The organism is Streptomyces sp. NPDC059718, from assembly GCF_042733315.1.
Classification (GTDB): Bacteria; Actinomycetota; Actinomycetes; order Streptomycetales; family Streptomycetaceae; genus Actinacidiphila.
Genome location: NZ_JBHWGA010000012.1, coordinates 173,003 through 198,288 on the forward strand (window position 1 = coordinate 173,003; position 25,286 = coordinate 198,288).

Sequence of the window (25,286 nt, forward strand, 5' to 3'; positions counted from 1 at the left end):
CTCCCTCCGCCCCGGGCAGGAGCGTCATGGGCACCCGGCGCTGGGTGGCGGGACTGTTCCTGCTGCCCGCGCTGGTGCTGCTGGGCGCGCTGGTGGTGTACCCGATCGGGTACACCACCTGGCGCAGCCTGTTCGACAGGGCCGGCTCGGGTTTCGTCGGCCTGCACAACTACGCCTCGGTCTTCAGCGACGACAGCACCCTGACGGCACTGCGCAACACCGCGGTCTGGGTGGTCGTGGCGCCGGTGCTGGCCACGGCCCTCGGGCTGGTCTTCGCCGTGCTCACCGAGCGGGTGAGCTGGGGCACCGCCTTCAAGCTGGTCGTCTTCATGCCGATGGCGATCTCGATGCTGGCGGCCGGGATCATCTTCCGGCTGGTGTACGAGCAGGACCCGGCGCGCGGCGCGGCCAACGCGGTCGTGGTCGGTGTCCACGACACCTTCGCCGAGTCCTCGGCGTACCCCGGGGCCCGGCCGCGGCCGAACGGCTCGCTGGCGGCCTCGGGAGGGGGCTCGTACACCACGCGGGACACCGCCGGGCAGGGGACGGCGGTCGGGCTGCCGCTGATCGGCATCCCCGCGGCGAAGCTGCCCGCGGGCACCGCGGACGCCCGGCAGGCCGCCGCGGGCCCCGGGGTGACCGGCACCGTGTGGCTGGACTTCAAGCCGGGCGGCGGCGGCGAGCCCGGGGTGATCGACGCCGGCGAGAAGGCGCTGGAGGGCGTCAAGGTCGAGGCCGTGCGCGACGGACGGGTGGTGGCCTCGGCCACCTCCGGCACGGACGGCACCTTCGCGCTGCCCGCCTCGGCGGCCGGGGCCCGACTGCGGCTGCCGGCGTCGAACTTCGCGGAGCCGTACAACGGTGTCGACTGGCTCGGCCCCACCCTGGTGACGCCCGCCATCATCGGGTCGTACCTGTGGATGTGGGCGGGCTTCGCCATGGTGCTCATCGCGGCGGGCCTGGCGGGGGTGCCGCGGGAGCTGATGGAGGCGGCGCGCATCGACGGCGCCAACGAGTGGCAGGTCTTCCGCAGGATCACCGTGCCGCTGCTGGCGCCGGTGCTGGTCGTGGTCGTCGTGACACTCATGATCAACGTGATGAAGATCTTCGACCTGGTCTACATCGTCGCGCCCGACACCTCCAAGGACGAGGCCAACGTCCTGGCCCTGCAGCTGTACCTGTCCTCCTTCGGGGCCGGCAACGACCAGGGCGTGGGCAGCGCGATCGGTGTGGTCCTGCTGCTGCTGGTCGTCCCGGTCATGGTCTTCAACATCCGCCGACTGCGCAGGGAGGCCCGACGATGACGACCGTCGCAGGCACAGCGGAACCGGCGGGCCCCGCCGAGGCCCGGGCCACCGCGGCCGCCGCCCGGCAGTCCTTCGCCTCGCGGGTGGCGGCCCGCACCGGCGGCGGGGTGCTGCGGGTGGTCCTGGTGCTGGTGGCCCTGTTCTGGCTGATGCCGACCGTGGGGCTGCTGATCTCCTCCTTCCGGGGGCCGGTGGACATCGCCGACTCCGGCTGGTGGAAGGTGCTCACCACGCCCTCGCAGCTGACCGTCACCAACTACCGGAAACTGCTCGGCAACGACGCCGTCACCTCCTCTCTGGTCAACACCGCCCTGATCACGGTGCCGGCCACGCTGCTGGTGGTGGTGATCGGGGCGCTGGCGGGCTACGCCTTCGCCTGGATGGAGTTCCCGGGCCGGGACTGGCTGTTCCTCGTGGTGGTGGGGCTGCTGGTGGTGCCGGTGCAGATCGCGCTCATCCCGGTGGCGAAGCTGTTCGGGGAGATCGGGATCTTCGGCGACATCATCGGCGTGGTGCTCTTCCACGTCGGCTTCGGCCTGCCGTTCGCCGTCTTCCTGCTGCGCAACTTCTTCGCGGAGATCCCGCGGGAGCTGCTGGAGGCGGCCCGGTTGGACGGCGCGGGCGAGCTGCGGCTGTTCGCCACCGTGATCATGCCCCTGGGCGGCCCGGCGATCGCCTCGCTCGGCATCTTCCAGTTCCTGTGGGTGTGGAACGACATGCTGGTGGCGCTGATCTTCTCCAACAGCGGCTCGCAGCCCATCACGGTCGCGCTGCAGCAGCAGGTCCGGCAGTTCGGCAACAACATCGACGTCCTGGCACCGGGGGCCTTCGTGTCGATGGTGGTCCCGCTGGTCGTCTTCTTCGCCTTCCAGCGCCAGTTCGTCTCCGGCGTCATGGCGGGCGCCGTGAAGTGACCCCGTAACCCTCCGCAGGCCAGAGGGGCAACACTCCGTCGTCGGACGGGTCGCCGTACGCGACGTATGCCCGGGATATAACGGGCATACGCCGCGTAAGCCGACATTACGGATGTGCTGCCTTGCCCCGGTTCAGCGTCATCGTGCCCGCCCACAAGGTGCAGGCCTACCTGCACGAGTGCCTGGAGTCCGTGCTCGGGCAGAGCTTCTCGGACTTCGAGGTGATCGCCGTCGACGACCGCTCCCCGGACGCGAGCGGTGCCATCCTCGACGGCTTCGCGGCCCGCGACCGCAGGGTGACCGTCCTGCACCTGAAGGAGAACGTGGGCCTCGGCCCGGCCCGCAACGCCGGGATGGCCCGCGCCACCGGGGACTACCTGCTCTTCCTCGACAGCGACGACACCCTCGCGCCCGGCTCCCTGCAGGCCGTCGCCGACCGCCTGAAGGAGACCGCCGAGCCGGACGTGCTGGTCTACGACTACGCCCGCACCTACTGGGACGGCCGCGTCGTGCGCAACCAGCGGGCCCCCCTGCTCGCCCAGGACGCACGCCCCGCCGGGCCCCTCGACGACCGGCCCGAGCTGCTGCGGCTGCTGCCGGTGGCCTGGAACAAGGCGTACCGGCGGGAGTTCGTCCAGCGCCGCGACCTCGCCTTCCCGCCCGGCTGGTACGAGGACGTCCCCTGGACCTACCCCCTGCTGCTGTCCGCCCGCAGCATCGCGGTGCTCGACCGGGTCTGCGTGCACTACCGGCAGCGCCGCCGGGGCAGCATCCTGCGCACCACCAGCAGCCGGCACTTCGACGTCTTCGACCAGTACGACCGGGTCTTCGCCTTCCTCGACCGCAACCCCGCCCTCGACGGCTGGCGGGCCGCCCTCTTCAGCCGGATGACCGACCACCTGCTGGCGGTCTACAACACCCCCGGCCGGCTGCCCCGCTCGGCCCGGGGCGTCTACTTCCAGCGCTGCAGCGTCCACTTCCGCCGCTACCGCCCGCAGGAGCCCGGCTCCCGTCCGCACGGCGTCCCCGGCGGCACCCGGCGGCTGCTCGTGCGGCTCGGCGCGCGGCAGGTCTTCGACGCCGTGCGCACCGCCAACGCGCTGCGCAGGAGACTGCGGCGGCTGGTGAAGGACACCGCCCGGGCGGCCCGGGAGGCGGGCCTGCGGCTGCACTACCGGATCCAGCGGCGGCGCCGTCTCGACCCGGACCTCGCCGTCTTCGCGGCCCGCCGCTACGCCGGCTACGGCGGCGACCCCGCCGCCCTGGAGGCCGCCGTCCGCGACCTGGCCCCGCACCTGCGCACCGCGTGGATCACGACCCCGGCGTACGCGGCCACCCTGCCGCGCGGCGTACGCCGGCTCCAGCCCGGCTCGCCCGCGTACTGGACGGCGCTGGCGCGCGCCACCTACCTGGTCAACGACGTCAACTTCCCGCACGCCTACCGCAAGCGGCGCGGCCAGGTGAACCTCCACACCCACCAGGGCACCCCGCTCGGCCGCACGGGCCTGGACGTCCAGGGACACCCGGCCGCCTCGGCGGGCCGGGACTTCGCCCGGATGCTGGCCCACACCGACCGCTGGGACTTCTGCCTGTCCGCCAACCCGCACTCGACGGTGGTCTGGGAGCGGGCCTACCCCGCCGGCTACACCACCTTGGAGCACGGGCGGCCCGGCAACGACGTCCTGCTGCGCGCCGACGCCGACGACGTGCGGCGGATCCGGGCCCGGCTGGGCATCCCGCCGCAGTCCACCGCGATCCTGTACGCGCCCGCGCACCGCGACTACCGGCGCGGCTTCCACCCGCCCGTCGACCTGGTCCGGCTGGCCCGTGAGCTCGGCCCCGGCCACGTGGTCCTGTACCGGGCACCGGACGGCCACGGCGGCTCGGGCACGCTCCCCGAGGGGCTGCCGGACACCGTGCTGGACGTCTCCGCCCACCCGTCGGTCCAGGAGCTGTGCCTGGCGGCGGACGCCCTGGTGACCGACTACTCCCCCCTGATGTTCGACTACGCCGGCCTCGACCGCCCGATCGTGGTCCACGCCGAGGACTGGACGGCCTACCGGGCCGCCCGCGGCACCTACTTCGACATCACCGCCGAAGCCCCCGGGCCGGTCGCCCGGAGTGAGGACGAACTCCTGTCCATCCTCACCACGGACACCTGGCGCGGCCCCCGTTCGGCCCAGTCGCGGGCCGCGTTCCGGGCCCACTTCTGCCCGTGGGACGACGGCCACGCCGCCGAGCGGGTCGTACGGCGGGTCTTCCTCGGCGAGGACGGCGGCCAGCCGGCCCCCCTCCCCCCGGAGCGCCGCGCCCCCGCCCCGGCGGCCCGCCCCTGACGGCTCACGGCGGCGGCGCGGGGCTGCGCTCGTCCGGCTTGAGGACGGGCAGCAGTTCCGGTTCGCCGAGCAGCACCCGCCGTACGGCGCGTTCGGCGGCGCGGCCGTCGTCCCAGGGGCAGAAGCGGGCCCGGAAGGCCGCCCGCAGCTCGGCCGCCTCCGGTGAGGCCCAGGCGCCGGAGCGGAAGGCGGTGGCGATCGCGGCCTCGTCGCGGGCGACCACGCCCGGGGTGTCGCCGGGGCGCCCGGAGACCAGGTCGAAGTAGACCCCGCGGGCGGCCCGGTACACCTCCCAGTCGGCGGCGTGGACCACGATCGGGCGGTCGAGGTTGGCGTAGTCGAACATCAGCGACGAGTAGTCGGTGAGCAGCGCGTCGGAGGCCAGGCACAGGTCCTCCAGCGGTGTGTGCGCGGAGACGTCCAGCGCCCCCTCCGGCAGCGCCACCGGGCCGGCCCCGGGGTAGAAGTAGTGCGCGCGGACCAGCACCAGGTACTCCCGCCCCAGCGCCCGGCACAGCCGGGCGAGGTCCAGCTGCGGGACGAACTCCCGCTGGTAGTCGCGGTGCGTGGGGGCGTACAGGATCGCCCTGACCCCGTCCGGGATGCCCAGCCGGGCCCGGATCCGCCGCACGTCGTCGGCGCCCGCGGTGAAATAGACGTCGTTGCGGGGGTAGCCGGTCGGCAGCGTCAGGTAGTCGCCGGGGTAGACCCGCTCCCAGACCTCGCTGGAGTGGGGGTTGGCGGACAGGGAGTAGTCCCACTGGTCGGCGTGGTCCAGCAGGCGGCGGAAGTTCATGCCCTTGGCCACCGCGGGGTGGGCGCGCAGGTCCATGCCCATGTGCTTGAGCGGGGTGCCGTGGTGGGTCTGCAGGTAGACCTGGCCCGGGCGCTTGACGACCTCCCCGGTGAAGTTGGCGTTGTTCACCAGGAAGCGGGCACGGGCCAGCAGCTCCCAGTAGCGGCGGGAGTTCGCCTCCACCCGGTCGACGCCCTCGGGGACCGCGTCCTGCGCACCGCGCCGGACCACCCACACCCCGTGCAGGTGCGGGGCGAGCTCGCGGGCCTTGCGGTGGATCGCGGCGGGGCTGCACAGCACCCCCCGGTTCCAGTACGCCGCGTACACCACCAGGTCGTCGTCGAGCGGGCGGCGGCGTTCCAGGGCGTACCAGCGGCGGTACACCTCGCGGGCGGCCGCGTTGCGGTGCGTGCGCAGCCGCCGGGCGGCCCGGGTGCCCAGCTCCGCGGCACGGTGGGCGGCGAAGGTGCCCGGCAGCCCGGCGCGGCGGAAGAAGGCGGCGCGGTCCTGCGGGCGCAGCCGCCCGGGGTCGTCCAGGACGGCCGTGAGCCGCCGGTCCCGCTCGGCGCGCAGCACCGGCAGGTCGTGCCGGGCCAGCAGCGTGTCGTACCGGTCGGCCAGGACGAGGTGCCGCGGGCCCGGCGTACTGGAGAAGCTGCCGCGGCGGCGCCCGCGCCACGTGACGCAGACCCGGTCCAGGCAGGCGATCCGCGGGGCGGCGAGCAGCATCTCGTACGCCACCGGGACGTCCTCGTACGGCCCGGCGCCGAAACCGAACCCGGACCAGTAGTCGCGCCGCACTACCCGGTTCCAGGCGGCGGGGAACACGGTCAGGCACTCGGGGCGCTCGGTGGCCCGGAAGACGGCGTGCCCGGCGAGCGCGGCCGCCTGCAGGAAGTCGCCGTCCCCGCTCTCCGTACGGTGCTCCCACACGTCGAGCCGGTCGTGGTCGAAGAGCAGCACCTCCGGGTCACCGGTGGCCCGCAGCCTCGCGTCGAGGGCGGTCAGGGCGCCGGGCGCGAGGAGGTCGTCGGAGTCGAGGAAGAGCAGGTAGTCGCCGCTGGCCCGGGCCGCCCCCGCGTTCCGGGCCGGGCCGGGCCCTGCGTTGCGGGGCCGCCGCAGCGGGAGCACCCTGGGGTCGGCGGCGGCGACCTCGTCGACCACGGCGGCCGACCCGTCGGGCGAGCAGTCGTCGACCGCGATCAGCTCCAGGTCCGCGTACCGCTGCCCGAGCACCGACTCCAGGCACGCACGGACGTAACCCTGGGTCTTCCATACCGGGACGATCACACTGAACCGAGGCATAGCGCCGAGCGTAGGCAGGAGCGGCCCCCGGCGCCCGGTGGATCACCCGAAAGGCGCAGGCGAGGTGACCGAGGACGCGATCACGAGTTGAACCCCTCGCCCCCTGTCGCCCTCGTCCGGAAAGGGCCACGTCACCATGGTGTCGCGCACGCCCCGCCTCACGGTCGTCGTCCCGGTCCACAACGTCGAGAGCTGGCTGCAGGAATGCCTGCGCTCGGTCTCCGCACAGACCTTCGACGCGCTCGACGTGGTCATGGTGGACGACGGCTCCACCGACTCCGGCCCGGAGATCGCCCAGGGCTTCGCCGACCGCGACCCGCGCTTCCGCCTGGTCCGGCAGGACAACGGCGGACTGGGCCACGCCCGCAACACCGGCACCCGCCACGCCGACCCGCGCACCGAGTACCTGTGCTTCCTCGACAGCGACGACATCCTGCCGCCGCGCGCCTACGAGCGGCTGGTGGGCCTGCTGGACGGCTCGGGCTCGGACTTCGCGACCGGCAACGTGTGGCGGCTGACCGCCGACGGCCGCAGCCAGGCCTGGCAGCACCGGGACATGACCCGCACCGTCACCGGCACCCACATCACCCGGGACCTGAGCCTGCTGTCCGACCGGGTCGCCTGGAACAAGGTCTTCCGCCGCTCCTTCTGGGAGCGGCACCGCCTCGCCTTCCCCGAGGGCGTGCTCTACGAGGACACCCCGCTCACCATCCCCGCGCACTTCCTCGCCGACGCCGTCGACGTGACGCACGAGCACGTCTACTACTGGCGGATCCGCGAGGGCTCCATCACCCGGCGCCGCACCGACGTCAAGGGCGTGCGCGACCGGATCGCCGCCGTCGACCACGTCAGCCGCTTCCTCGGCGACCCGGCCCGCACGCGCTGGACCTCCTTCAAACGGGCCTACGACCGCTCGGTCCTCACCGACGACCTGCTGTACTTCATCGACGCCCTGCCGATGGCCGGCCCCGAGTACCGGCGGGTCTTCATGGACCGCTGCCGCGACTGGCTCACCCGGGTCGACCCCACCCTCTTCCCCGAGCTGCCCGCCGGGCTGCGCATCAAGTGGCACCTGATCGTCAAGGACCGCCTCGACGACCTGCTGACGGTGCTCGACCACGAGCAGCGCAACTCCGCCGGCTTCGGCGTCACCGGCCCGCCGCTGCGCAAGCGCGCGGTACTGCGCGGCGCCGACGGCGGCCCGATCGCCCTGCCGGCCTCGGCGGCCCGGCTGCGGCGCGCGGACTTCCCCGTCCGGGCGCGGGTGCGCGAGGTGGTGCGGGAGAACGGCCGGCTCGTCCTGCGCGGCTACGCCTACCTGCGCAACATCGACGCCGACCGCAAGGGCGCCGCGCACATCACCGCGGTCGCCGTCCACGGCCACGGCCGCCGGGCCAAGGTGGTGCTGCTGCCGGTCAGGATCCGGCAGGAGCCCGCCGCGACCCTCAACTCGCGCCAGGAGGAACACTGCTACGACTGGTCGGGCTTCGAGATCACCATCGACCCGGCGCGGCTGACCACCGGCCGCCGCCAGGGCGAACCACGGGCCGGCCGCTGGCAGCTCGGGGTGGTCGTCGCGGCGAAGGGGGTCATCCGCAAGGCGGGCCTGCGGGCCGCGGACGCGGGCTCGGGGGCGTCCCCGCCGTCGTACGCGGCCGGCGGCGGCATGCGGCTCGTGCCGTACTACCGGCAGGGGCGGCTGCACCTGTCGGTGGAGCCGGAGGTGCGGCGGCTGACCGGCCACCGGGCGACCGGCGACGGCACCGCGGTGGAACTGGACTTCACGGGCGCGCCACAGGCGACGGCGGCACGGCTGACGCACTCCGCGACGCCCACCGTGCTGGAGTACCCGCTGGAACCGGCGGTCCCCGGGGAGGCGGACGACGGCGTCCGCCGGGCCCGCGTGCCCCTCGCCGGCCTGGCGGCCGCCCGGCCCGCGCTGGACGCCGGGCCCAAGGAGATCCGCCCGGAGGACACCGACAGCTGGGACGTCGCGCTGCTGCGCCCCGGGCACGCCGACCCCGTCCACCTCGACGGCGCGCTGCCCGCCGGGCACTACGACCTGGGCACCGACCCCCGGCTCGGCGGGACGCCGCGGCGGCTGCTGGTCGAGGCGAAGGCGTCGGGGAAGCTCGTGCTGCGCGACCGCACCCCGCAGCCGGTGGCCGACGCCATCGGCTGGACCGCCGAGGGCGCCCTGGTCGTGGCCGGCCGCCTCGCGCCCGGCTCCGCCCCCGGGCCGGCCGAGCTGGTGCTGCGCCACGGCACGCACCGCGTGGAGCACGCCGTCCCGGTCCAGGCCGACGGCGTACCGGGACGCCGCCCCGGCTTCCCGCCGCCGTCCAGCGCGATCCCGCCGCTGCCGTCCGCGCCGGAGGACGCCGCGGGGCCGGGCCCGCACGAGGGGCGCCGTTTCACCGCCACCCTGCGCCCCGGCACGCTGGAGTCCCTCGCCGGCACCGTCCCGCTGCCCGCCGGCCGCTGGTACCTGCACCTGCGCGACGGCGCCGGCACGGAAGCTCCGGTGCGGGTCGCGCCCGGGGTGTTCGAGGCGCTGCCGATGGCGGCGGAGGCGGGCGGCAAGTCCTTCTCCGTCGACCGGCGCTTCCACGACCGGCTGTTCCTCGACGCCCGGCCCACCGTTCCGGAGCCGCAGCGCGGCCCGTACCGGCAGCGGGCGCTGCGCGAGAGCCACCATCCGCGCACCCGCGGTCTGCCGCGCCGCGATTCGGTGCTCTACAGCGCCTTCGACGGGCGGGCGTACGGCGACTCGCCGCGCGCGGTCCACGAGGAGCTGCTGCGCCGCCGCGCCGCGGACGGCCTGGAGCACCTGTGGGTGGTCAGGGACGGCCAGGCCCCGCCGCCGGCGTCCGCGCGGCCGGTCGTGCTGCACAGCGCCGCCTGGTACGAGGCGCTCGCCCGCAGCCGCTACGTCGTCACCAACACGCACCTGCCGGAGTGGTTCGTGCGCCGCCCGGACCAGACCGTGCTGCAGACCTGGCACGGCACCCCCCTCAAGCGGACCGGCCGGGACCTCGCCGGCACCCTGTGCGCGGACCTGGTGCACCTGCCCCGCCCGCCACGCGACCCGGGCGCCCAGTGGAGCATGCTGCTGTCGCCGAACGCGTACAGCACCCCGCTGCTGCGGGCCGCGCTCGGCTACGACGGCCCGGTCGCCGAGACGGGACTGCCCCGCACGGACGTGCTCTTCGCCGACGACCGCGGCAAGGTGGCCGCCGCGCTGCGCGACCGGCTGCGGATCCCCAGGGACCGCACCGTCGTGCTGTACGCGCCGACGCGCCGCGACGACCTGGCGTACGACGCCGAGCACTACCGCATGTCGCCCCACCTGGACCTGGCGGAGGCCGAACGCGCGCTGGGCACCGACCACGTGCTGCTCTTCCGCTCCCACCCCCTGGTCGCCGACCGCGTCCGCACCCCGCGCTCCGGGTTCGTGCGCGACGTGTCCTGCCACCCGGACGTGGCGGAGCTGCTGCTGGTCGCCGACGTCCTGGTCACCGACTACGCCTCCCCCGCGGCCGACTTCGCCAACACCGGCCGCCCGATGCTCTTCCTCGTCCCCGACCTGGAGCACTTCCGCGACACCCTGCGCGGCTTCTACCCCGACTTCGAGGCCCAGGCCCCGGGCCCGCTGCTGCAGTCCACCGCCGACCTGGCGGGCGCGCTGCGCGACCTCGGCACCGTGGCACGGCACAGCGCCGACGCGTACGCGCACTTCCGCGCGACCTTCTGCCACCTCGACGACGGCGGTGCGGCGGCCCGCGCCGTCGACCGGCTGCTCGAACCCGACCGTCACCGCCCCTGAGGGAACCCAGGATCCACATGCCCCGCTTCTCCGTCATCGTCCCGGTCCACCAGGTGCAGGGCTATCTGCGCGCCTGCCTCGACTCGGTGCTGTCGCAGTCACTGCCCGACGTCGAGGTGATCGCCGTCGACGACCGCTCGCCGGACCACTGCGGCCGCATCCTCGACGAGTACGCGGCCCGCGACTGCCGGGTGATCGCGCTGCACCACGAGGAGAACCTGGGGGTGGGGCGGGCCCGCAACACCGGTGCCGAGCGGGCCACCGGCGACTACCTGCTCTTCCTCGACGGCGACGACACCCTCGCCCCCGGCTCGCTGGAGGCGGTCGCCGAGCGGCTGAAGCAGGACGGCGACCCGGACATCCTCTACTTCGACCACGTGCGCACCTACTGGTGGGAGGCGGCCGAGAAGAGCGTCTTCGGCGACCTGCTCGCCTCGGCCGGCACCGACGTCTTCCGGATCACCGAACGCCCCGAGTTCCTGCGGCTGTTCGCGATGACCTCCAACCGGGTCTACCGCCGCGCCTTCTACCGGGGGCACGGCTTCTCCTTCAGCGACGGCATCTACGAGGACGCCCTCGTCTCGTACGTGACGATGCTCAGCGCCGAACGGATCTCCTGCCTGGCCCGGGCGGTGCTGGAGTACCGGCAGCGGCGCAGCGGCGCCAGCACCCGCAGCCCGGGCCGCAACCACTTCGTCATCCTCGACCAGTACACCCGGCTCTTCGACTTCCTCGACGCGCCCGGCCGCGAACACCTCGCGCCGCTGCGGCCGATGCTGTTCGAGCGGGCCGTCAGCCACTTCCTGTTCTGCCTCGGCAACCCCGACCGGATCCCGCCGCGGCTGCGCGGCGCGTTCTTCCGGCTCGCGGCCCGCTGGTACGCCCGCCACCTGCCGGAGGGGTTCGTGCCGCCCGCGGACAAGGCCACCGCCTACCGGCGGCTGGCCCGCGGCAGCTGGCCGCTGGCCCGGCTGGGCGACGTACCGCGCGAGGCCCGCAAGGAACTGACCCGGCGCAGGCGGCGGCTGCGCCGGCAGGTCGCGCAGCGGGCCAAGGCCGCGCTGTACGCCTACCACCTGCGGCGGCCGCTCGACCCCAACCTCGCGGTATACTCGGCGTACTGGGACCGCGGGGTGTTCTGCAACCCGGCCGCGATCTACCACAAGGCACGGGAGATCGCCCCGGGCGTCCACGGGGTGTGGCTGGTCCGCAAGTCCGACGTCCCCCGGGTGCCCAAGGGCGTGGACTACGTCGTGCCGCGCACCCGGCGCTACTGGCGGCTGATGGCCCGGGCCACGTACCTGATCAGCAACGTCAACTTCCCCAACGACGTCCGCAAGCGGCCCGGCAGCGTCCACCTGCAGACCCACCACGGCACCCCGCTGAAGAAGATGGGCATCGACCAGCAGCGCTACCCCGCCTCCGCCAAGGGCATGAGCTTCCGCCGGCTGCTGGAGCGGGTGGACCGCTGGGACTACAGCGTGTCCTCCAACCCGCACTCCAGCGAGATCTGGGAGCGCGTGTACCCCTCCTCCTGGCAGCACCTGGAGACCGGCTACCCGCGCAACGACGTCTTCCTGACCGCCGGCGCCGCCGAGGTCTCCCACGCCCGCGCGGCACTGGGCATCGCCCCCGGCCGCACCGCGGTCCTGTACGCGCCGACGACCCGCGACTACCAGCGCAACTTCGTGCCGCGGCTGGACGTGGAACGGGTGTGCCGGGCGCTCGGCGAGGGCTTCGTCCTGCTCACCCGCATCCACTACTTCCACGGCGAGGACGCCCGGCTGAAGGCGCTGCACGACGAAGGGCTGCTGGTCGACGTGTCCCGGCACCCGTCGGTCGAACAGCTGTGCCTGGCCGCCGACGCCCTGGTCACCGACTACTCGTCGATCATGTTCGACTACGCGCTCCTCGACCGGCCCATCGTCGTCCACGCCGACGACTGGCCGGTCTACCGGGCCAGCCGCGGCGTCTACTTCGACCTGTTGTCCGGCGCCCCCGGCGAGACCCCCGGCGCCGTCTCCACCAGCGACGACGAGCTGATCGCGGTCTTCCGCGACGGCGCCTGGAACAGCCCGGAGGCAACCGGGCTGCGGGAGGCGTTCCGCCGCCGCTTCTGCGCCTTCGACGACGGCCGGGCCGCCGAGCGGGTCGTGCGGCGGGTCTTCCTCGGCGAGAGCGAGCCGCTGCCCGTCGTACCCCTGGAGGCCCGCACCCCCGCGCCCGCTCCCGCGCTCCTGGCCGGCACCCCGCCGCAGGGACCGCGCCCCGGTCCGCAGGAGGCCGCCGCACGGCCGTAGCGACGCCCCGTACGGGCCCCGCCGGGATGCAGCCGCGTCCGTCACGATCAAGCATCGAGGGGAACGAGGTGACGAGCGGACGACGGCCGGGAGGGCTGCGGTGACCGGCGTGCTGACCCAGCGGGACTGGCGGATCCGGGCGTACGAGCTGCGGGACGTGCGCAGGCCCTCCCCGTACCTGATCCTCGGCACCCTCTTCTGGGCGGTGGTGGCCTACCGCACCTGGCAGTCGCCGGTCGCCTCCGACTTCGGGCAGCACGCCGCCGCGATCGAGCGGATCGCCGCGGACTGGCGGCACCCGGCCAACCCGCTGCTCGACGTGCCGGGCACCGGCAGCCCCTACTTCACCCCGTACACCGTGGTGCTGGGGATCCTGTCGCACCTGACGGGCGTACCGGGCTGGCAGCTGCTCAAGGGGTGCGGCCCGGTCAACCTGGCGCTGGTCGTCACCGGCATCGGCGCCTTCACCCGCGTGCTCAGCAACCGGCGCTGGGCGCCGGTGCTGGCGCTCGCCGCGTTCGTCCTGCTGTGGGGGCCGCAGCACAAGGAGTGGAGCGGCTTCCTCGGTCTGCAGTCGATGATCCGGGGGCTGACCTACCCCAGTGCCTTCGCCGTCGGCGTGACGTTCTGGGTGTGGGCGCTGACCGCGCGGGCGGCCCGCCGCGGCGTGGCAGGGACGTGGCTGCACGCCGGGCTCGGACTGCTCATCGGGACCGTGCTGCTCGTGCACCCCTTCACGGCGATGGGCACCCTCATCGGCGTGGTCGCCATCGTCATCGGCATGCAGCGCATGCCGGTCGCCGCCGGGGTCATCGGCCGGTGGGCGCTGACCGCGGCCGTCGCCTTCGCCGTCGCCGCCTGGTGGCCGTACTTCAGCCTCTCCGCGCTGCTCGGCGACCCCACCGTCGACGACGTCCACCGGCGGTTGTACGCGGACCTGTGGCAGTGGTACGGGCTGGCCCTTGCCGGGCTGCCGGCGCTGCTGTGCCGGCTGCGGCTGAACCGCTTCGACCCGCTGGTGCTGATGTTCGCCGCGGACTGCGCCGTCGCCGCCTACGGCTGGCTGAGCGGCTCCTACTCCTTCGGGCGGATCTTCGGGCTGCTGCTGGTCCCGCTGCAGTTCGCGCTGGCGGTGGAGCTCGCGCAGGCCCCGCCGTGGACCGCGCTGCGCACCGTGCTGGCCCCGCTGGCGGCGGTGGCGGCCTGCGCGGGACTGCTGGCGCAGGCGGGCGCGGTCGTACCGGCGCGCTACGTGCCGCCCGCGCTGCACCTGCAGCGGCTGGGCACCTGGCCCGGCTACCTGTGGGCGCAAGCGCACACCGCCGTCGGCGACGTCCTCCTGACCGACGGGTACAACCCCAAGCACGTCATGCCCGCCTACGGCGTGTTCCTGGTGTCACCGGCCTGGCCCGACCCGTCGACGACAGCGGCCGACCGCGAGCGCCGCGAAGCCGACGTACGCGCCTACCTGGCCCCCGCGACGCCCATGGACCAGCGCCTGGCCATCGCCCGCCGCTACCACGTGAAGTGGGTGATGACCGAGCCGGGCGACCCGGCCCCGCCCGGCGGCGTCCAGGTCGCCCAGGGCCCCCGCACCGGCGAACGGCTGTACCGGGTCGGCTGAGCCCGCCCACGCGGCAGGGGCCGGGGAGCGTGCTCCCCGGCCCCTGCCGTCTGCGGTCGCCGTCCGGCGTCAGCGGCGGGCCCGCAGCAGCGAGCGGATCGTCCGCATCGCCACCGACAGGTTCGCCAGGTCGAAGCTCTCCGAGCCCTGGATCTCGTCGAGCGTCGTCCTCGCCCGCCCGATCAGCGCGCTGTTGGACTCCTCCCACGCCTGGTAGCGCTGCTCCGGGGTGGAGGAGCCGTTGCCGACGGACAGCACGTCCTGGGTGAGGGCCGCGTGCGCCGCGAAGAGGTCCTCGCGGATCGACGCGCGGGCCATGGAGTGCCAGCGGTCGGCGCGCGGCAGCTCGATGATCCGGTCGAGCAGCTGCGTGATCTGCAGCCGGTCGGCGAGGTCGTAGTAGACCTCGGCGACCGCCAGCGGGTCCTTGCCGGTCCGGTCGGCGACGTCGACGATGTCGAGCGCCGGGAAGGCCGAGGAGAGCCCGGCGACCCGCGTCGCCAGCTCCTCCGGCACGCCCGCCCCGGTCAGCTCGTCGCGGATCGACTCGTACCACTCCAGGTCGGCGCCGCGCAGCAGCTTCGGCAGCACCGCCCACACCGTGGCGACGCCCTCGCGGAAGAAGTCGATCGTCTCCGCGATGGCCAGCGGCTGCGGCCGGTTGTTCAGCAGCCAGCGGGTGCCCCGCTCGACCAGCCGCCGCGAGTGCAGCCGGATCCGGGTCTGGACGTCGGCCGCGACGACCGTGTCCAGCGCCTCCACCTCGTCCCAGATGCCGCCCAGGCCGAAGATGGCGCGGGCCGCGGTGTGCGCCCGGACGATCTCCTCGGTGGTGGCCCCGGTCTCCTCCTTGAAGCGGTGCAGGAAGGTGGTGCCGCCGGTGTTGACGGTGTCGTTGACCAGCACCGTCGTCACGATCTCGCGCCGCAGCGCGTGCCCGGCGATCTGCGCCTGGAACCGCTCGTGCAGCGCCTTGGGGAAGTACGCGTCGAGCAGCTGCCGCAGGTAGGGGTCGTCGGGCAGGCCGGTGCCGAGCAGCTCTTCCGCCACGGTGATCTTCGTGTAGGCGAGCAGGACGGCCAGCTCCGGCTGGGTCAGGCCGTGGCCGGCGTTCAGCCGCTCCCGGATCTGCCGGTCGGAGGGCAGGAACTCCAGGGCCCGGTCCAGCTTGCCGTCGCGGACCAGCCTGCGCAGGTAGCGCTGGTGGGCGTGGAGCAGGCTGGCGGACTGGGCCATGCCGTTGGCCAGGGCCACGTTCTGCGCGTAGTTGTTGCGCAGCACCAGGGCGCCGACCTCGTCGGTCATCTGCGCCAGCAGCGAGTTGCGCTGCTTGACCGTCAGGTCGCCCTCGGCGACGACCGCGTTGACCAGGATCTTGATGTTGACCTCGTGGTCGGAGGCGTCCACGCCGGCGCTGTTGTCGATGGCGTCGGTGTTGACCCGCCCGCCGGTCTGGGCGAACTCGATCCGGCCGAGCTGGGTCAGGCCCAGGTTGCCGCCCTCGCCGACGACCGTGACGCGCAGGTCTCCGCCGTCCACGCGGATCGAGTCGTTGGCCTTGTCGCCGACGTCCAGGTGGGACTCGGTGGCGGCCTTCACGTAGGTGCCGATGCCGCCGTTCCACAGCAGGTCCACCGGGGCCTTGAGGATCGCCTTCATCAGGTCCGCCGGCGTCATCTTCGCCACCGGCTGCTCGATGCCGAGCGCCTTGCGGATCTGCGGGGTGAGCGTGATCGCCTTGGCGCTGCGCGGGAAGACACCGCCGCCGTGCGAGATCAGCTTGGTGTCGTAGTCCGCCCACGAGGAACGCGGCAGCTCGAACATCCGGCGGCGCTCGGCGTACGAGGTCGCCGCGTCCGGCACGGGGTCGATGAAGATGTGCCGGTGGTCGAAGGCGGCGACCAGCCGGATGTGCTCGCTGAGCAGCATGCCGTTGCCGAAGACGTCACCGGACATGTCGCCGACGCCGACGACGGTGAAGTCCTCGCTCTGGGTGTCGTGGCCCGTCTCGCGGAAGTGCCGCTTGACCGACTCCCAGGCGCCGCGGGCGGTGATGCCCATCTTCTTGTGGTCGTAGCCGACCGAGCCGCCGGAGGCGAAGGCGTCGCCGAGCCAGAAGCCGTACGAGGTGGCGACCTCGTTGGCGATGTCCGAGAACGACGCGGTGCCCTTGTCGGCCGCGACCACCAGGTAGGTGTCGTCGCCGTCGTGGCGGACCACGTCGGCCGGCGGCACGACCTGCCCGCCGACCAGGTTGTCGGTGACGTCGAGCAGACCGGAGATGAAGGTCTTGTAGGAGGTGATGCCCTCCGCCAGCCACGCCTCGCGGTCGGCGGCCGGGTCCGGCAGCTGCTTGGCGACGAAACCGCCCTTGGCGCCGACCGGCACGATGACGGTGTTCTTCACCATCTGCGCCTTGACCAGGCCGAGGACCTCGGTGCGGAAGTCCTCGCGCCGGTCGGACCAGCGCAGGCCACCGCGGGCGACCTTGCCGAAGCGCAGGTGCACGCCCTCCACGCGCGGGGAGTACACCCAGATCTCGTACACCGGGCGCGGCGCGGGCAGGTCCGGGATCGCCTGCGGGTCGAACTTCATCGACACGTAGGCGTGCGGCTTGCCGCCGTCGGCGCGCTGGAAGTAGTTGGTGCGCAGCGTCGCCTTGATGAGCGTGAGGAAGGAGCGCAGGATGCGGTCCTCGTCCAGGCTGGCGACCTGCTCCAGGGCGGCGTCCACCTCCTCCAGCAGCGCGTCGGTCAGCTCGCTGCCGGCCCGCTGGTGGTCCGGGGAGAGCCGGGCCTGGAAGAGGTTGACCAGCAGCCGGGTGGTGTGGACGTTGTTGCGGAGGGTGTCCTCCATGTAGTCCTGCGAGAAGGCCGTGCCGGCCTGCCGCAGGTACTTGGCGTACGCCCGCAGCACCATCGCCTGGCGCCAGGTCAGCCCGGCGCGCAGCACCAGGGAGTTGAAGCCGTCGTTCTCTGCCTGCCCGGTCCACGTCGCGGTGAAGGCGTCCTGGAAGCGCTCACGGGCGTCGTCGCCGAGGTCGCCCAGCGACGGGTCGATGCGCAGCCCGAAGTCGTAGATCCAGGCGCGGGTGCCGTCGGCGCGGCGCATCTCGTAGGGACGCTCGTCGATCACCTCGACGCCCAGGCGCTGCAGCACGGGCAGCACCGCGGACAGCGAGACGGGGGCGCCGGTGCGGTAGATCTTGAAGCGGCGCTCGTCGGGGGCGGCGCCGACCGGCTCGTACAGGCTGAGGCAGAAGTCCTCGCCGTTGAGCCGCTCCAGGTGCTGCAGGTCCGCGACGGCCGCGCGGGGCGTGAAGTCGGCACGGTAGCCGTCGGGGAAGGCGTGCGCGTAGCGGCGGGTCAGCTCGGCCGCGCGCTCCTCGCCGCACTCGGAGGTCAGCGCCTCGGCGAAGCCGTCGGCCCAGGAGCGGGCGGCGTCGGCGAGCCGGCTCTCGATCCGCTCGACGTCGCGGTCGGTCAGGTGCGGCAGCGTGGTGCCGGCCGCGACGCGGACCACGAAGTGCAGCCGGGAGAGCACCGACTCGGTGTTCCAGGCCGTGAAGTCCGCGGTGACCCCGTTCAGCTCCTCCTTGAGGATGTCGGTCAGCCGCAGCCGCACGCCCGTGGTGTAGCGGTCCCGGGGCAGGTAGACCAGCGCCGAGAAGTAGCGGCCGTACTCGTCCTGGCGCAGGAACAGCCGCAGCCGGCGGCGTTCCTGCAGGTACAGCACGCTGGTGACGATCTCGCGCAGCTCGTCCGGGCCGGTCTGGAAGAGCTCGTCGCGCGGGTAGGTCTCCAGGATCTGCAGCAGGTCGCGGCCGTCGTGGCTGTCCGGGGAGAACCCGGCGCCGTCCAGCACCTCCTGGACCTTGCGGCGGATCACCGGCACCCGGCGCACCGACTCGGTGTAGGCGGCCGAGGAGAACAGGCCGAGGAAGCGGCGCTCGCCGACGACGTTGCCGTCGGCGTCGAACTTCTTCACCCCGATGTAGTCGAGGTAGGACGGGCGGTGCACGGTGGAGCGGCTGTTGGCCTTGGTGAGGATCAGCAGCTTGTGCTCGCGGGCCTTCTTGCGGGCGTCCGCGGGCAGCCGGTTGAAGGACGGCGAGACCGCCTGGCCGCTCTCGGACTCCTCCACGCGGTGCTGCGGGTCGGAGCGCAGGATGCCCAGGCCGGTGCCGGGGACGGCGGTGAGCACGTCCTCCTCGCCCTCGGGGGTGGTCTCCGTGGTCAGCGCGTACTCGCGGTAGCCGAGGAAGGTGAAGTGGTCCTCGGACAGCCAGCGCAGCAGCTCCCAGGCCTCGCCGACCTCCTGCTCGGGCAGCGCGGGCGGCGTCGCGGCCAGCTCGTCGGCGATGCGCAGCGCGGCGTCGCGCATCTTCTGCCAGTCCTCGACGGTCTCGCGGACGTCGGACAGGACGCGGCGCAGGTCCGTGGTGATCTGCTTCAGGTCCTCGCGGTCGGTCTCGCGGTCGATCTCCACGTGGATCCAGGACTCGGTCAGCACGTCGTGCGGCACACCGGCGCCGTCGCCGGGCGCGGCGTCCAGCACCTCCAGCAGCTTCCCGGTCACGTCACGGCGCACCAGCATCTGCGGGTGGACGACGACGTGGATCGCGCGGTCCTGCCGGGACAGCTCGTTGGTGACGGAGTCGACCAGGAACGGCATGTCGTCGGTGACCACCTCGACGACCGTGTGGCTGCACGTCCAGCCGTTCTCCTCCACCGAGGGGGTGTGCACGCGGACGTTGGCCGTCCCCTGCGGGCGCACCTCGGCGAGACGGTGGTGGGACACGGCGGCGCCGAAGACGTCCACCGGGTCGCGGTCGAGCAGGTCCTCCGGGGCGCTGTGCAGGTAGTAGCGCTGAAGGAAGGCTTCCAGCGCCTCCTTCTCGAGGCCCTGGCCAGGTTGTCCCCCCGCCGGGCTGTTCTCAGCTACCCGGGCCGCCCGTGCGAGCAGCTCGGCCTTTGCTTCGTCCAGCTTGGTCTGCATGTCCTCATGCTCCTGTCGCGCGCCATTGCGTGACGTAGGTGATGGTGATCGGTGGATCAGCGCTGATCACGATGTAAGGCTATCGCTACGTCCGGGGGGGCTGTCAGGGGCTCTTTGTGTACAAAACCACGAACCAATCTTTGACGAACTGGACAGTCCGGCCGGGCGGGTGCAGGTTGAGGAGGGGAACGTCGCGGAGATGTATCGAGACGTTCACACGACGGCGGCGCCGGACGGCGGCGCGAGACCACGGGGCGAGACCACGGGCCGAGACGGCAGGGCGGCGCAGCAGCAGCACGCAGCGGACGGACAGCAGAGCGGACGGACAGCAGACGGCGAGAGGCGGGACACCCAGCCATGGCCACCAAGATCCTGATCGTGACCGGCGACGCGGCGGAATCGCTGGAAGTCATGTACCCGTACCAACGGCTCCTCGAGGAGGGGTACGAGGTGCACATCGCGGCCCCCAGCCGCAAGAAGCTCAGGTTCGTCGTCCACGACTTCGAGGAGGGCTTCGACACCTACACCGAGAAGCCCGGGTACACCTGGCAGGCCGACCTGTCCTTCGCGGACGTCGACCCCGGCGCGTACGCGGCCGTGGTCGTCCCCGGCGGACGCGCCCCGGAGTACCTGCGCAACGACCCGGAGCTGCGCAAGGTCCTCAAGGCCTTCTTCGACGCCGACAAGCCCGTCGCGCAGATCTGCCACGGCCCCCTGCTGACGGCCGCCGTCGGCGCCCTCAGCGGGCGCCGCGTCACCGCCTACCCGGCGCTGGAGATGGACATGGAGGCGGCCGGAGCGAGCTTCCAGGACTCCGAGGCCGTCGTCGACGGCGTCGTGGTCTCCGCGCGCGCTTGGCCGGACCACCCGGCGTGGATGCGCGAGTTCCTCACGGTGTTGCGCTCCAAGGCGCCGGTGACCTGACGGACGGCCGCCCGGGTCCCCGGCGGGGACCCGGGGCGCGCGGCCGGGCCGGGGGTGGGCTGGGGCGCGGACTCGGGCTCAGCGCAGGCGCAGGCTCAGGCTCAGGCTCAGGCTCAGGCGACGAGCGCCTCGGCGGTCTCGACCGCCTGCTCCAGGCTGTCCACGACGGGCACCTCCGCGGTCTCCAGGCTGGCCCTGCTGTGCGAGCCGCCGGTGTAGAGCACCGCCATGGCCCCGACGTGCTTGGCGGCCACCGCGTCGTCGACGGCGTCGCCGATCACCACGATGCGGTCCGCCGCTATGCCCTCCATCGCGGCGACGTGCCGCGCCATCTGCTCGGACTTGCCGCTGTGGCTGCCCTCGGTACGGCCGTCCACCCGGAGGAAGTGGTGCTCGATGCCGTGCGTGCGCAGGATCGGTATCAGCTGATCGTGGGGCGCCAGGGAGCACAGCGACTGCGTCAGCCCCTCGTAGCGGCGCCTCGCCAGGATCTCCGCCGCCCCCTCGGCGAGGCCGCACGTACCGGCGAGGGTCCAGTAGTGGCGATGGAAGATGTCGTCCATCACCTCCCACTCCTCCTCGGTGGGCAGCCGGCCCATGAGCCGTTCGTAGAACAGGGGGACTGGCACGCAGTACAGCTCGCGGTAACGCTCCAGCGTGATCCGCGGCAGCCCGATCTCGGCGAAGGAGGCGTTGGTCGCCTCGATCACCGCGTCGATGTCATGGAGCAGCGTGCCGTTCCAGTCCCACACGAGATGCGCGTTCACACCCGAAACCGTACCCAGACCCCATGTCCTCAAGGCAAGTGCCCAGGTCAAATCCACTCGCGGCGTATTCGTACGGTCACCTCACGCAACGAGCGAGGGGATCTCCTGGGTGGCGTACCAGAGCAGCTCGTGGTCCTCGGCGCCGTCGACGGTGAAGCGGGCGTCGTCGTCGCCCGCGTCGGCCGCGCCGAGGGCGTCGGCGGCCGCCGTGACGTCCTGCTCGGCCTCGTCGGCGTCGGCGTGGACGGCTGCCGCCCGGGCCATCGGCACGGGCGCGGCCAGGCGCACCGCGCCCAGCGCGGAGGGGTCCAGGCCGCGGTCGGGGTCGAAGGAGACGGCGCCGTCGGCGACGTCCACCGCCACCACGACGCGCCGCCTGGGCGCGTCCGGGGTGGCCGCCAGCTGCCGCAGGGAGGCCTGGGCGGCGCGGGTGAGCGCGGCGTACTCCAGTTCCTCGATGTCGTCGGAGACGTACCACTCGCGCAGGCTCGGGGTGACGGCGAAGGCGTCCAGCGGGGCAGGGCCCAGCTCACCCGCCTTGTGCGCCTCGGCCAGGCCTGGGAGGGTCGTGGGGATGTAGACGCGCATGGCGTCAGCATACGGGCGCACCACCCCTGATAGGTGAATCCCGCACCGCCTCCCGGACATCGCGGGCCCGGCTTCCCGCAGCGGCGCCCGTCCCCGTAGAACCCGGTTACCAGTCGGTAGACCACGGGGGTCCACACCATGCCTGTCTTCACACCCATGCCCACGTCCACGCCCGCACCCACGCGGCACGTCACCGCCCTGCCACCGCACGTCTGGTTCGCCGGACGGCTGCTGGAGGTCCTCACCGGACGGCGGCCCATCACCAGCCTCGCCGGACGGATGGAGCCCGAGGCCTACGACCGGCTCTGGGACCTCGTGGGCGCCCGCGCCGACTGGCGCTACGTCTCCCGGGGCCACCTGCCGCGGCTGCTCGGGCCGCCGCGCGTCTGCCCCGTCCCCGACGGGACGGCCGTCGAGGTCAGCGCCGTCGTGCTGCTCACCCCGCACGTCGTGCGGGCCCTCGCCTTCCGGCTGGAGCGCGCGGGCCGCCAGGGACCGGCACGCGCCGGTGGCGGCGCCGGCACCCTCACGGGCACGGGCACCGGGTGGCGCTGCGCCGCCGTCGAGGCGCGGTGACCCTCGCCGGGGCAAAAGCCCGGGGCCGGACCCCAGCAGGAGTCCGGCCCCGGAACGCGCGGACGCTACTTCTTGCGGCGCCGGCCGCCCTTGGCCGCGCGGCGGCGCTCCGCCCGCGTCATGCCGTCCGACTCCGGGCCCGCGTCGCTCTCGAAGTCGCCCTCGACGACACCGCCCTCGCCGTCCACCGTGGGAGCGGAGAAGTGCAGCCGGTCGGCCCGCTTCGGGGCCTCCAGGCCCTTGGCCCGGATCTCCGGACGGGCGTCCTGCTTGACCAGCGTCGGAGCCGAGTCCTGCGGGGCACCGGCCTCCACCGGCACCTCCTCGACCTGCTGCTCGACCTGGACCTCCAGGTTGAACAGGTAGCCGACGGACTCCTCCTTGATGCCGTCCATCATGGCCTTGAACATGTCGTAGCCCTCGCGCTGGTACTCCACCAGCGGGTCGCGCTGCGCCATCGCCCGCAGGCCGATGCCCTCCTGCAGGTAGTCCATCTCGTACAGGTGCTCGCGCCACTTGCGGTCCAGCACCGACAGCACCACGCGCCGCTCCAGCTCGCGCATGATCTCCGAGCCGAGCTGCTGCTCGCGCCCGTCGTACTGCTCGTGGATGTCGTCCTTGGCCATCTCCGCGATGAAGTCCGCGGTGATGCCCGCCCGGTCGCCCGCGGCGTCCTCCAGGTCCTCCACGGTCACCGTGACCGGGTAGAGCTGCTTGAAGGCGCCCCACAGCCGGTCCAGGTCCCAGTCCTCGGCGAAGCCCTCGGCCGTCTCGATCGCGATGTAGTCGTCGATCGTGTCGTCCATGAAGTGACGCACCTGCTCGTGCAGGTCCTCGCCCTCCAGGACGCGGCGGCGCTCGCCGTAGATGACCTCGCGCTGCCGGTTGAGCACCTCGTCGTACTTCAGGACGTTCTTGCGGATCTCGAAGTTCTGCTGCTCGACCTGCGACTGGGCGGAGGCGATGGCCCGGGTCACCATCTTGTTCTCGATCGGCACGTCGTCGGGCACGTTGGCCATCGCCATCACGCGCTCCACCATCTGCGCCTTGAACAGGCGCATCAGGTCGTCACCGAGGGAGAGGTAGAAGCGGGACTCGCCCGGGTCGCCCTGACGGCCCGAGCGGCCGCGCAGCTGGTTGTCGATGCGCCGCGACTCGTGGCGCTCGGTGCCCAGCACGTACAGGCCGCCGAGCTCCTTGACCTCCTCGAACTCGGTCTTGACCGCCGCCTCGGCACGCTCCAGCGCCTCCGGCAGGGCCGCCGCCCACTCCTCGACGTGCTCCACCGGGTCCAGGCCGCGCTGCCGCAGCTCCGCCTCGGCCAGGTCGTCCGGGTTGCCGCCGAGCTTGATGTCCGTACCACGGCCGGCCATGTTGGTGGCCACCGTGACGGCGCCCTTGCGGCCGGCCTGCGCGACGATCGACGCCTCACGCTCGTGCTGCTTGGCGTTCAGCACCTCGTGCGGCACGCCGCGCTTGTTCAGCTGCTGCGACAGGTACTCGGACTTCTCGACCGAGGTGGTGCCGACCAGGACCGGCTGGCCCTTCTCGTGCTTCTCGACGATGTCGTCGACGACCGCCGCGAACTTCGCCTCCTCGGTGCGGTAGATCAGGTCCGCCCGGTCCTTGCGCTGCAGGTTGCGGTTGGTCGGGATCGGGACCACGCCGAGCTTGTAGATCTGGTGGAACTCCGCGGCCTCGGTCATCGCCGTACCGGTCATGCCCGAGAGCTTGGAGTACAGGCGGAAGAAGTTCTGGAGGGTGATCGTGGCGAGCGTCTGGTTCTCGTCCTTGATGTCCACCCCCTCCTTCGCCTCGATCGCCTGGTGCATGCCCTCGTTGTAGCGGCGGCCGGCCAGGATGCGGCCGGTGTGCTCGTCGACGATCATGACTTCGCCGTCCATGACGACGTAGTCCTTGTCCTTCTTGTAGAGCTCCTTGGCCTTGATGGCGTTGTTCAGGTAGCCCACCAGCGGGGTGTTCACCGACTCGTAGAGGTTGTCGATGCCCAGCCAGTCCTCGACCTTGGACACACCGGACTCGTGGATGGCGACGGTGCGCTTCTTCTCGTCGAAGTCGTAGTCACCGGTCTCCGCCTTGCCCATGGCGCCGGCCTCGCCCGGCTTCAGGCGGGTCACCAGCCTGGCGAAGTCCGAGTACCACTTCGTGGCCTGGTCCGCCGGACCGGAGATGATCAGCGGCGTACGGGCCTCGTCGATGAGGATCGAGTCCACCTCGTCCACGATCGCGAAGTTGTGACCGCGCTGTACCAGTTCCTCCTGCGACCACGCCATGTTGTCGCGCAGGTAGTCGAAGCCGAACTCGTTGTTGGTGCCGTAGGTGATGTCACAGGCGTACTGCTCGCGGCGCTGCCCCGGGGTCATGTTCGCGAGGATGCAACCCACCTGCAGGCCCAGGAAGCGGTGCACCCGGCCCATCCACTCCGAGTCGCGCTCGGCGAGGTAGTCGTTGGTGGTGATCAGGTGCACGCCCTTGCCGGACAGCGCGTTCAGGTAGGCGGGCAGCGTGCCGACCAGGGTCTTGCCCTCGCCGGTGCGCATCTCGGCGACGTGGCCGAAGTGCAGCGCCGCACCACCCATGAGCTGGACGTCGTAGTGCCGCTGACCCAGGACGCGCTTGGCGGCCTCGCGGACGGTGGCGAACGCCTCGGGGAGCAGGTCGTCCAGGCTCTCGCCGTCGGCGTAGCGCTCCCTGTACTCGTCCGTGAGGGCCCTCAGCTCGGCGTCCGTCAGATTGACGAAGTCCTCTTCAATGGAATTGACCTGGTCCGCGATGCGGTGCAGCTTGCGCAGGATCTTGCCTTCGCCTGCACGCAGGATCTTGTTGAGGACGGACACGTAGGCTGGCTCCTTGCCGGTCGGGCCTGGCACGGTTTCGCGCGCTGGCACAGCAGGTCACACCCCGCTGCAACGGCCATCGTAAGCGAGGACACCAGCGGGCCGGGAGGTCCGTCGCCAAGCCGGGCGGTTCTCCCCACCGACCATCGTCCCGATCCGGTCTTTTC

13 protein-coding genes are annotated in these 25,286 nt (G+C 72.7%); 8 read left to right on the forward strand and 5 right to left on the reverse strand.

Annotated features, from left to right (window positions below):
• Window positions 1-26: 26 nt before the first annotated feature.
• The 3 genes from ACFV3E_RS16490 to ACFV3E_RS16500 all read left to right on the forward strand — a co-directional run bounded on the left by ACFV3E_RS16490 (window position 27) and on the right by ACFV3E_RS16500 (window position 4,557).
• Complete coding sequence (locus ACFV3E_RS16490) at window positions 27-1,304, forward strand: carbohydrate ABC transporter permease (protein ID WP_500535282.1); 1,278 nt, start codon at window positions 27-29, stop codon at window positions 1,302-1,304.
• A complete protein-coding gene (locus ACFV3E_RS16495; RefSeq protein WP_500535283.1) occupies window positions 1,301-2,221 on the forward strand; it encodes a carbohydrate ABC transporter permease in 921 nt (306 codons plus the stop codon). The genes ACFV3E_RS16490 and ACFV3E_RS16495 overlap by 4 nt, the downstream gene beginning before the upstream one ends.
• Before the next feature lie 122 nt (window positions 2,222-2,343).
• Window positions 2,344-4,557 (forward strand): bifunctional glycosyltransferase/CDP-glycerol:glycerophosphate glycerophosphotransferase, encoded by a 2,214-nt coding sequence (locus ACFV3E_RS16500; protein ID WP_500535284.1) that lies wholly within the window; start codon window positions 2,344-2,346, stop codon window positions 4,555-4,557.
• Window positions 4,558-4,561: 4 nt separating this feature from the next.
• Here the strand turns inward: ACFV3E_RS16500 and ACFV3E_RS16505 are convergent, their stop codons facing one another.
• Complete coding sequence (locus tag ACFV3E_RS16505; RefSeq protein ID WP_500535285.1) at window positions 4,562-6,658, reverse strand: bifunctional glycosyltransferase/CDP-glycerol:glycerophosphate glycerophosphotransferase; 2,097 nt, start codon at window positions 6,656-6,658, stop codon at window positions 4,562-4,564.
• A 136-nt stretch (window positions 6,659-6,794) separates the two neighbouring features.
• Between ACFV3E_RS16505 and ACFV3E_RS16510 the strand changes: the two genes are divergently transcribed.
• The 3 genes from ACFV3E_RS16510 to ACFV3E_RS16520 all read left to right on the forward strand — a co-directional run bounded on the left by ACFV3E_RS16510 (window position 6,795) and on the right by ACFV3E_RS16520 (window position 14,408).
• Window positions 6,795-10,484 (forward strand): bifunctional glycosyltransferase/CDP-glycerol:glycerophosphate glycerophosphotransferase, encoded by a 3,690-nt coding sequence (locus ACFV3E_RS16510; RefSeq protein ID WP_500535286.1) that lies wholly within the window; start codon window positions 6,795-6,797, stop codon window positions 10,482-10,484.
• A 17-nt stretch (window positions 10,485-10,501) separates the two neighbouring features.
• Window positions 10,502-12,784, forward strand: a complete 2,283-nt coding sequence (locus ACFV3E_RS16515; protein WP_500535287.1) for a bifunctional glycosyltransferase/CDP-glycerol:glycerophosphate glycerophosphotransferase — start codon at window positions 10,502-10,504, stop codon at window positions 12,782-12,784.
• 100 nt (window positions 12,785-12,884) lie between these two features.
• Complete coding sequence (locus ACFV3E_RS16520) at window positions 12,885-14,408, forward strand: hypothetical protein (protein WP_500535288.1); 1,524 nt, start codon at window positions 12,885-12,887, stop codon at window positions 14,406-14,408.
• Between the two features lie 69 nt (window positions 14,409-14,477).
• On the opposite strand, the gene ACFV3E_RS16525 is transcribed toward ACFV3E_RS16520, so the two are convergent.
• The gene (locus ACFV3E_RS16525) at window positions 14,478-19,406 is read right to left on the reverse strand and encodes an NAD-glutamate dehydrogenase (protein ID WP_500535289.1); all 4,929 of its coding nucleotides are present in this window, start codon (window positions 19,404-19,406) and stop codon (window positions 14,478-14,480) included.
• A gap of 357 nt (window positions 19,407-19,763) precedes the next feature.
• Between ACFV3E_RS16525 and ACFV3E_RS16530 the strand changes: the two genes are divergently transcribed.
• A complete protein-coding gene (locus ACFV3E_RS16530) occupies window positions 19,764-20,330 on the forward strand; it encodes a DJ-1/PfpI family protein (protein ID WP_500369132.1) in 567 nt (188 codons plus the stop codon).
• 113 nt (window positions 20,331-20,443) lie between these two features.
• Here the strand turns inward: ACFV3E_RS16530 and ACFV3E_RS16535 are convergent, their stop codons facing one another.
• Together ACFV3E_RS16535 and ACFV3E_RS16540 are read right to left on the reverse strand one after the other, a co-directional pair.
• A complete protein-coding gene (locus ACFV3E_RS16535) occupies window positions 20,444-21,097 on the reverse strand; it encodes an HAD family hydrolase (RefSeq protein WP_500535290.1) in 654 nt (217 codons plus the stop codon).
• An 81-nt stretch (window positions 21,098-21,178) separates the two neighbouring features.
• Entirely contained in the window at window positions 21,179-21,685 is a 507-nt protein-coding gene (locus ACFV3E_RS16540) for a DUF6912 family protein (RefSeq protein ID WP_500535291.1), read from the reverse strand.
• A gap of 156 nt (window positions 21,686-21,841) precedes the next feature.
• On the opposite strand from ACFV3E_RS16540, the gene ACFV3E_RS16545 reads away from it, so the two are divergent.
• Window positions 21,842-22,261 (forward strand): Rv3235 family protein, encoded by a 420-nt coding sequence (locus ACFV3E_RS16545; protein ID WP_500535292.1) that lies wholly within the window; start codon window positions 21,842-21,844, stop codon window positions 22,259-22,261.
• A gap of 65 nt (window positions 22,262-22,326) precedes the next feature.
• On the opposite strand, the gene secA is transcribed toward ACFV3E_RS16545, so the two are convergent.
• A complete protein-coding gene (secA, locus tag ACFV3E_RS16550; protein WP_500535293.1) occupies window positions 22,327-25,119 on the reverse strand; it encodes a preprotein translocase subunit SecA in 2,793 nt (930 codons plus the stop codon).
• Window positions 25,120-25,286: the final 167 nt, after the last annotated feature.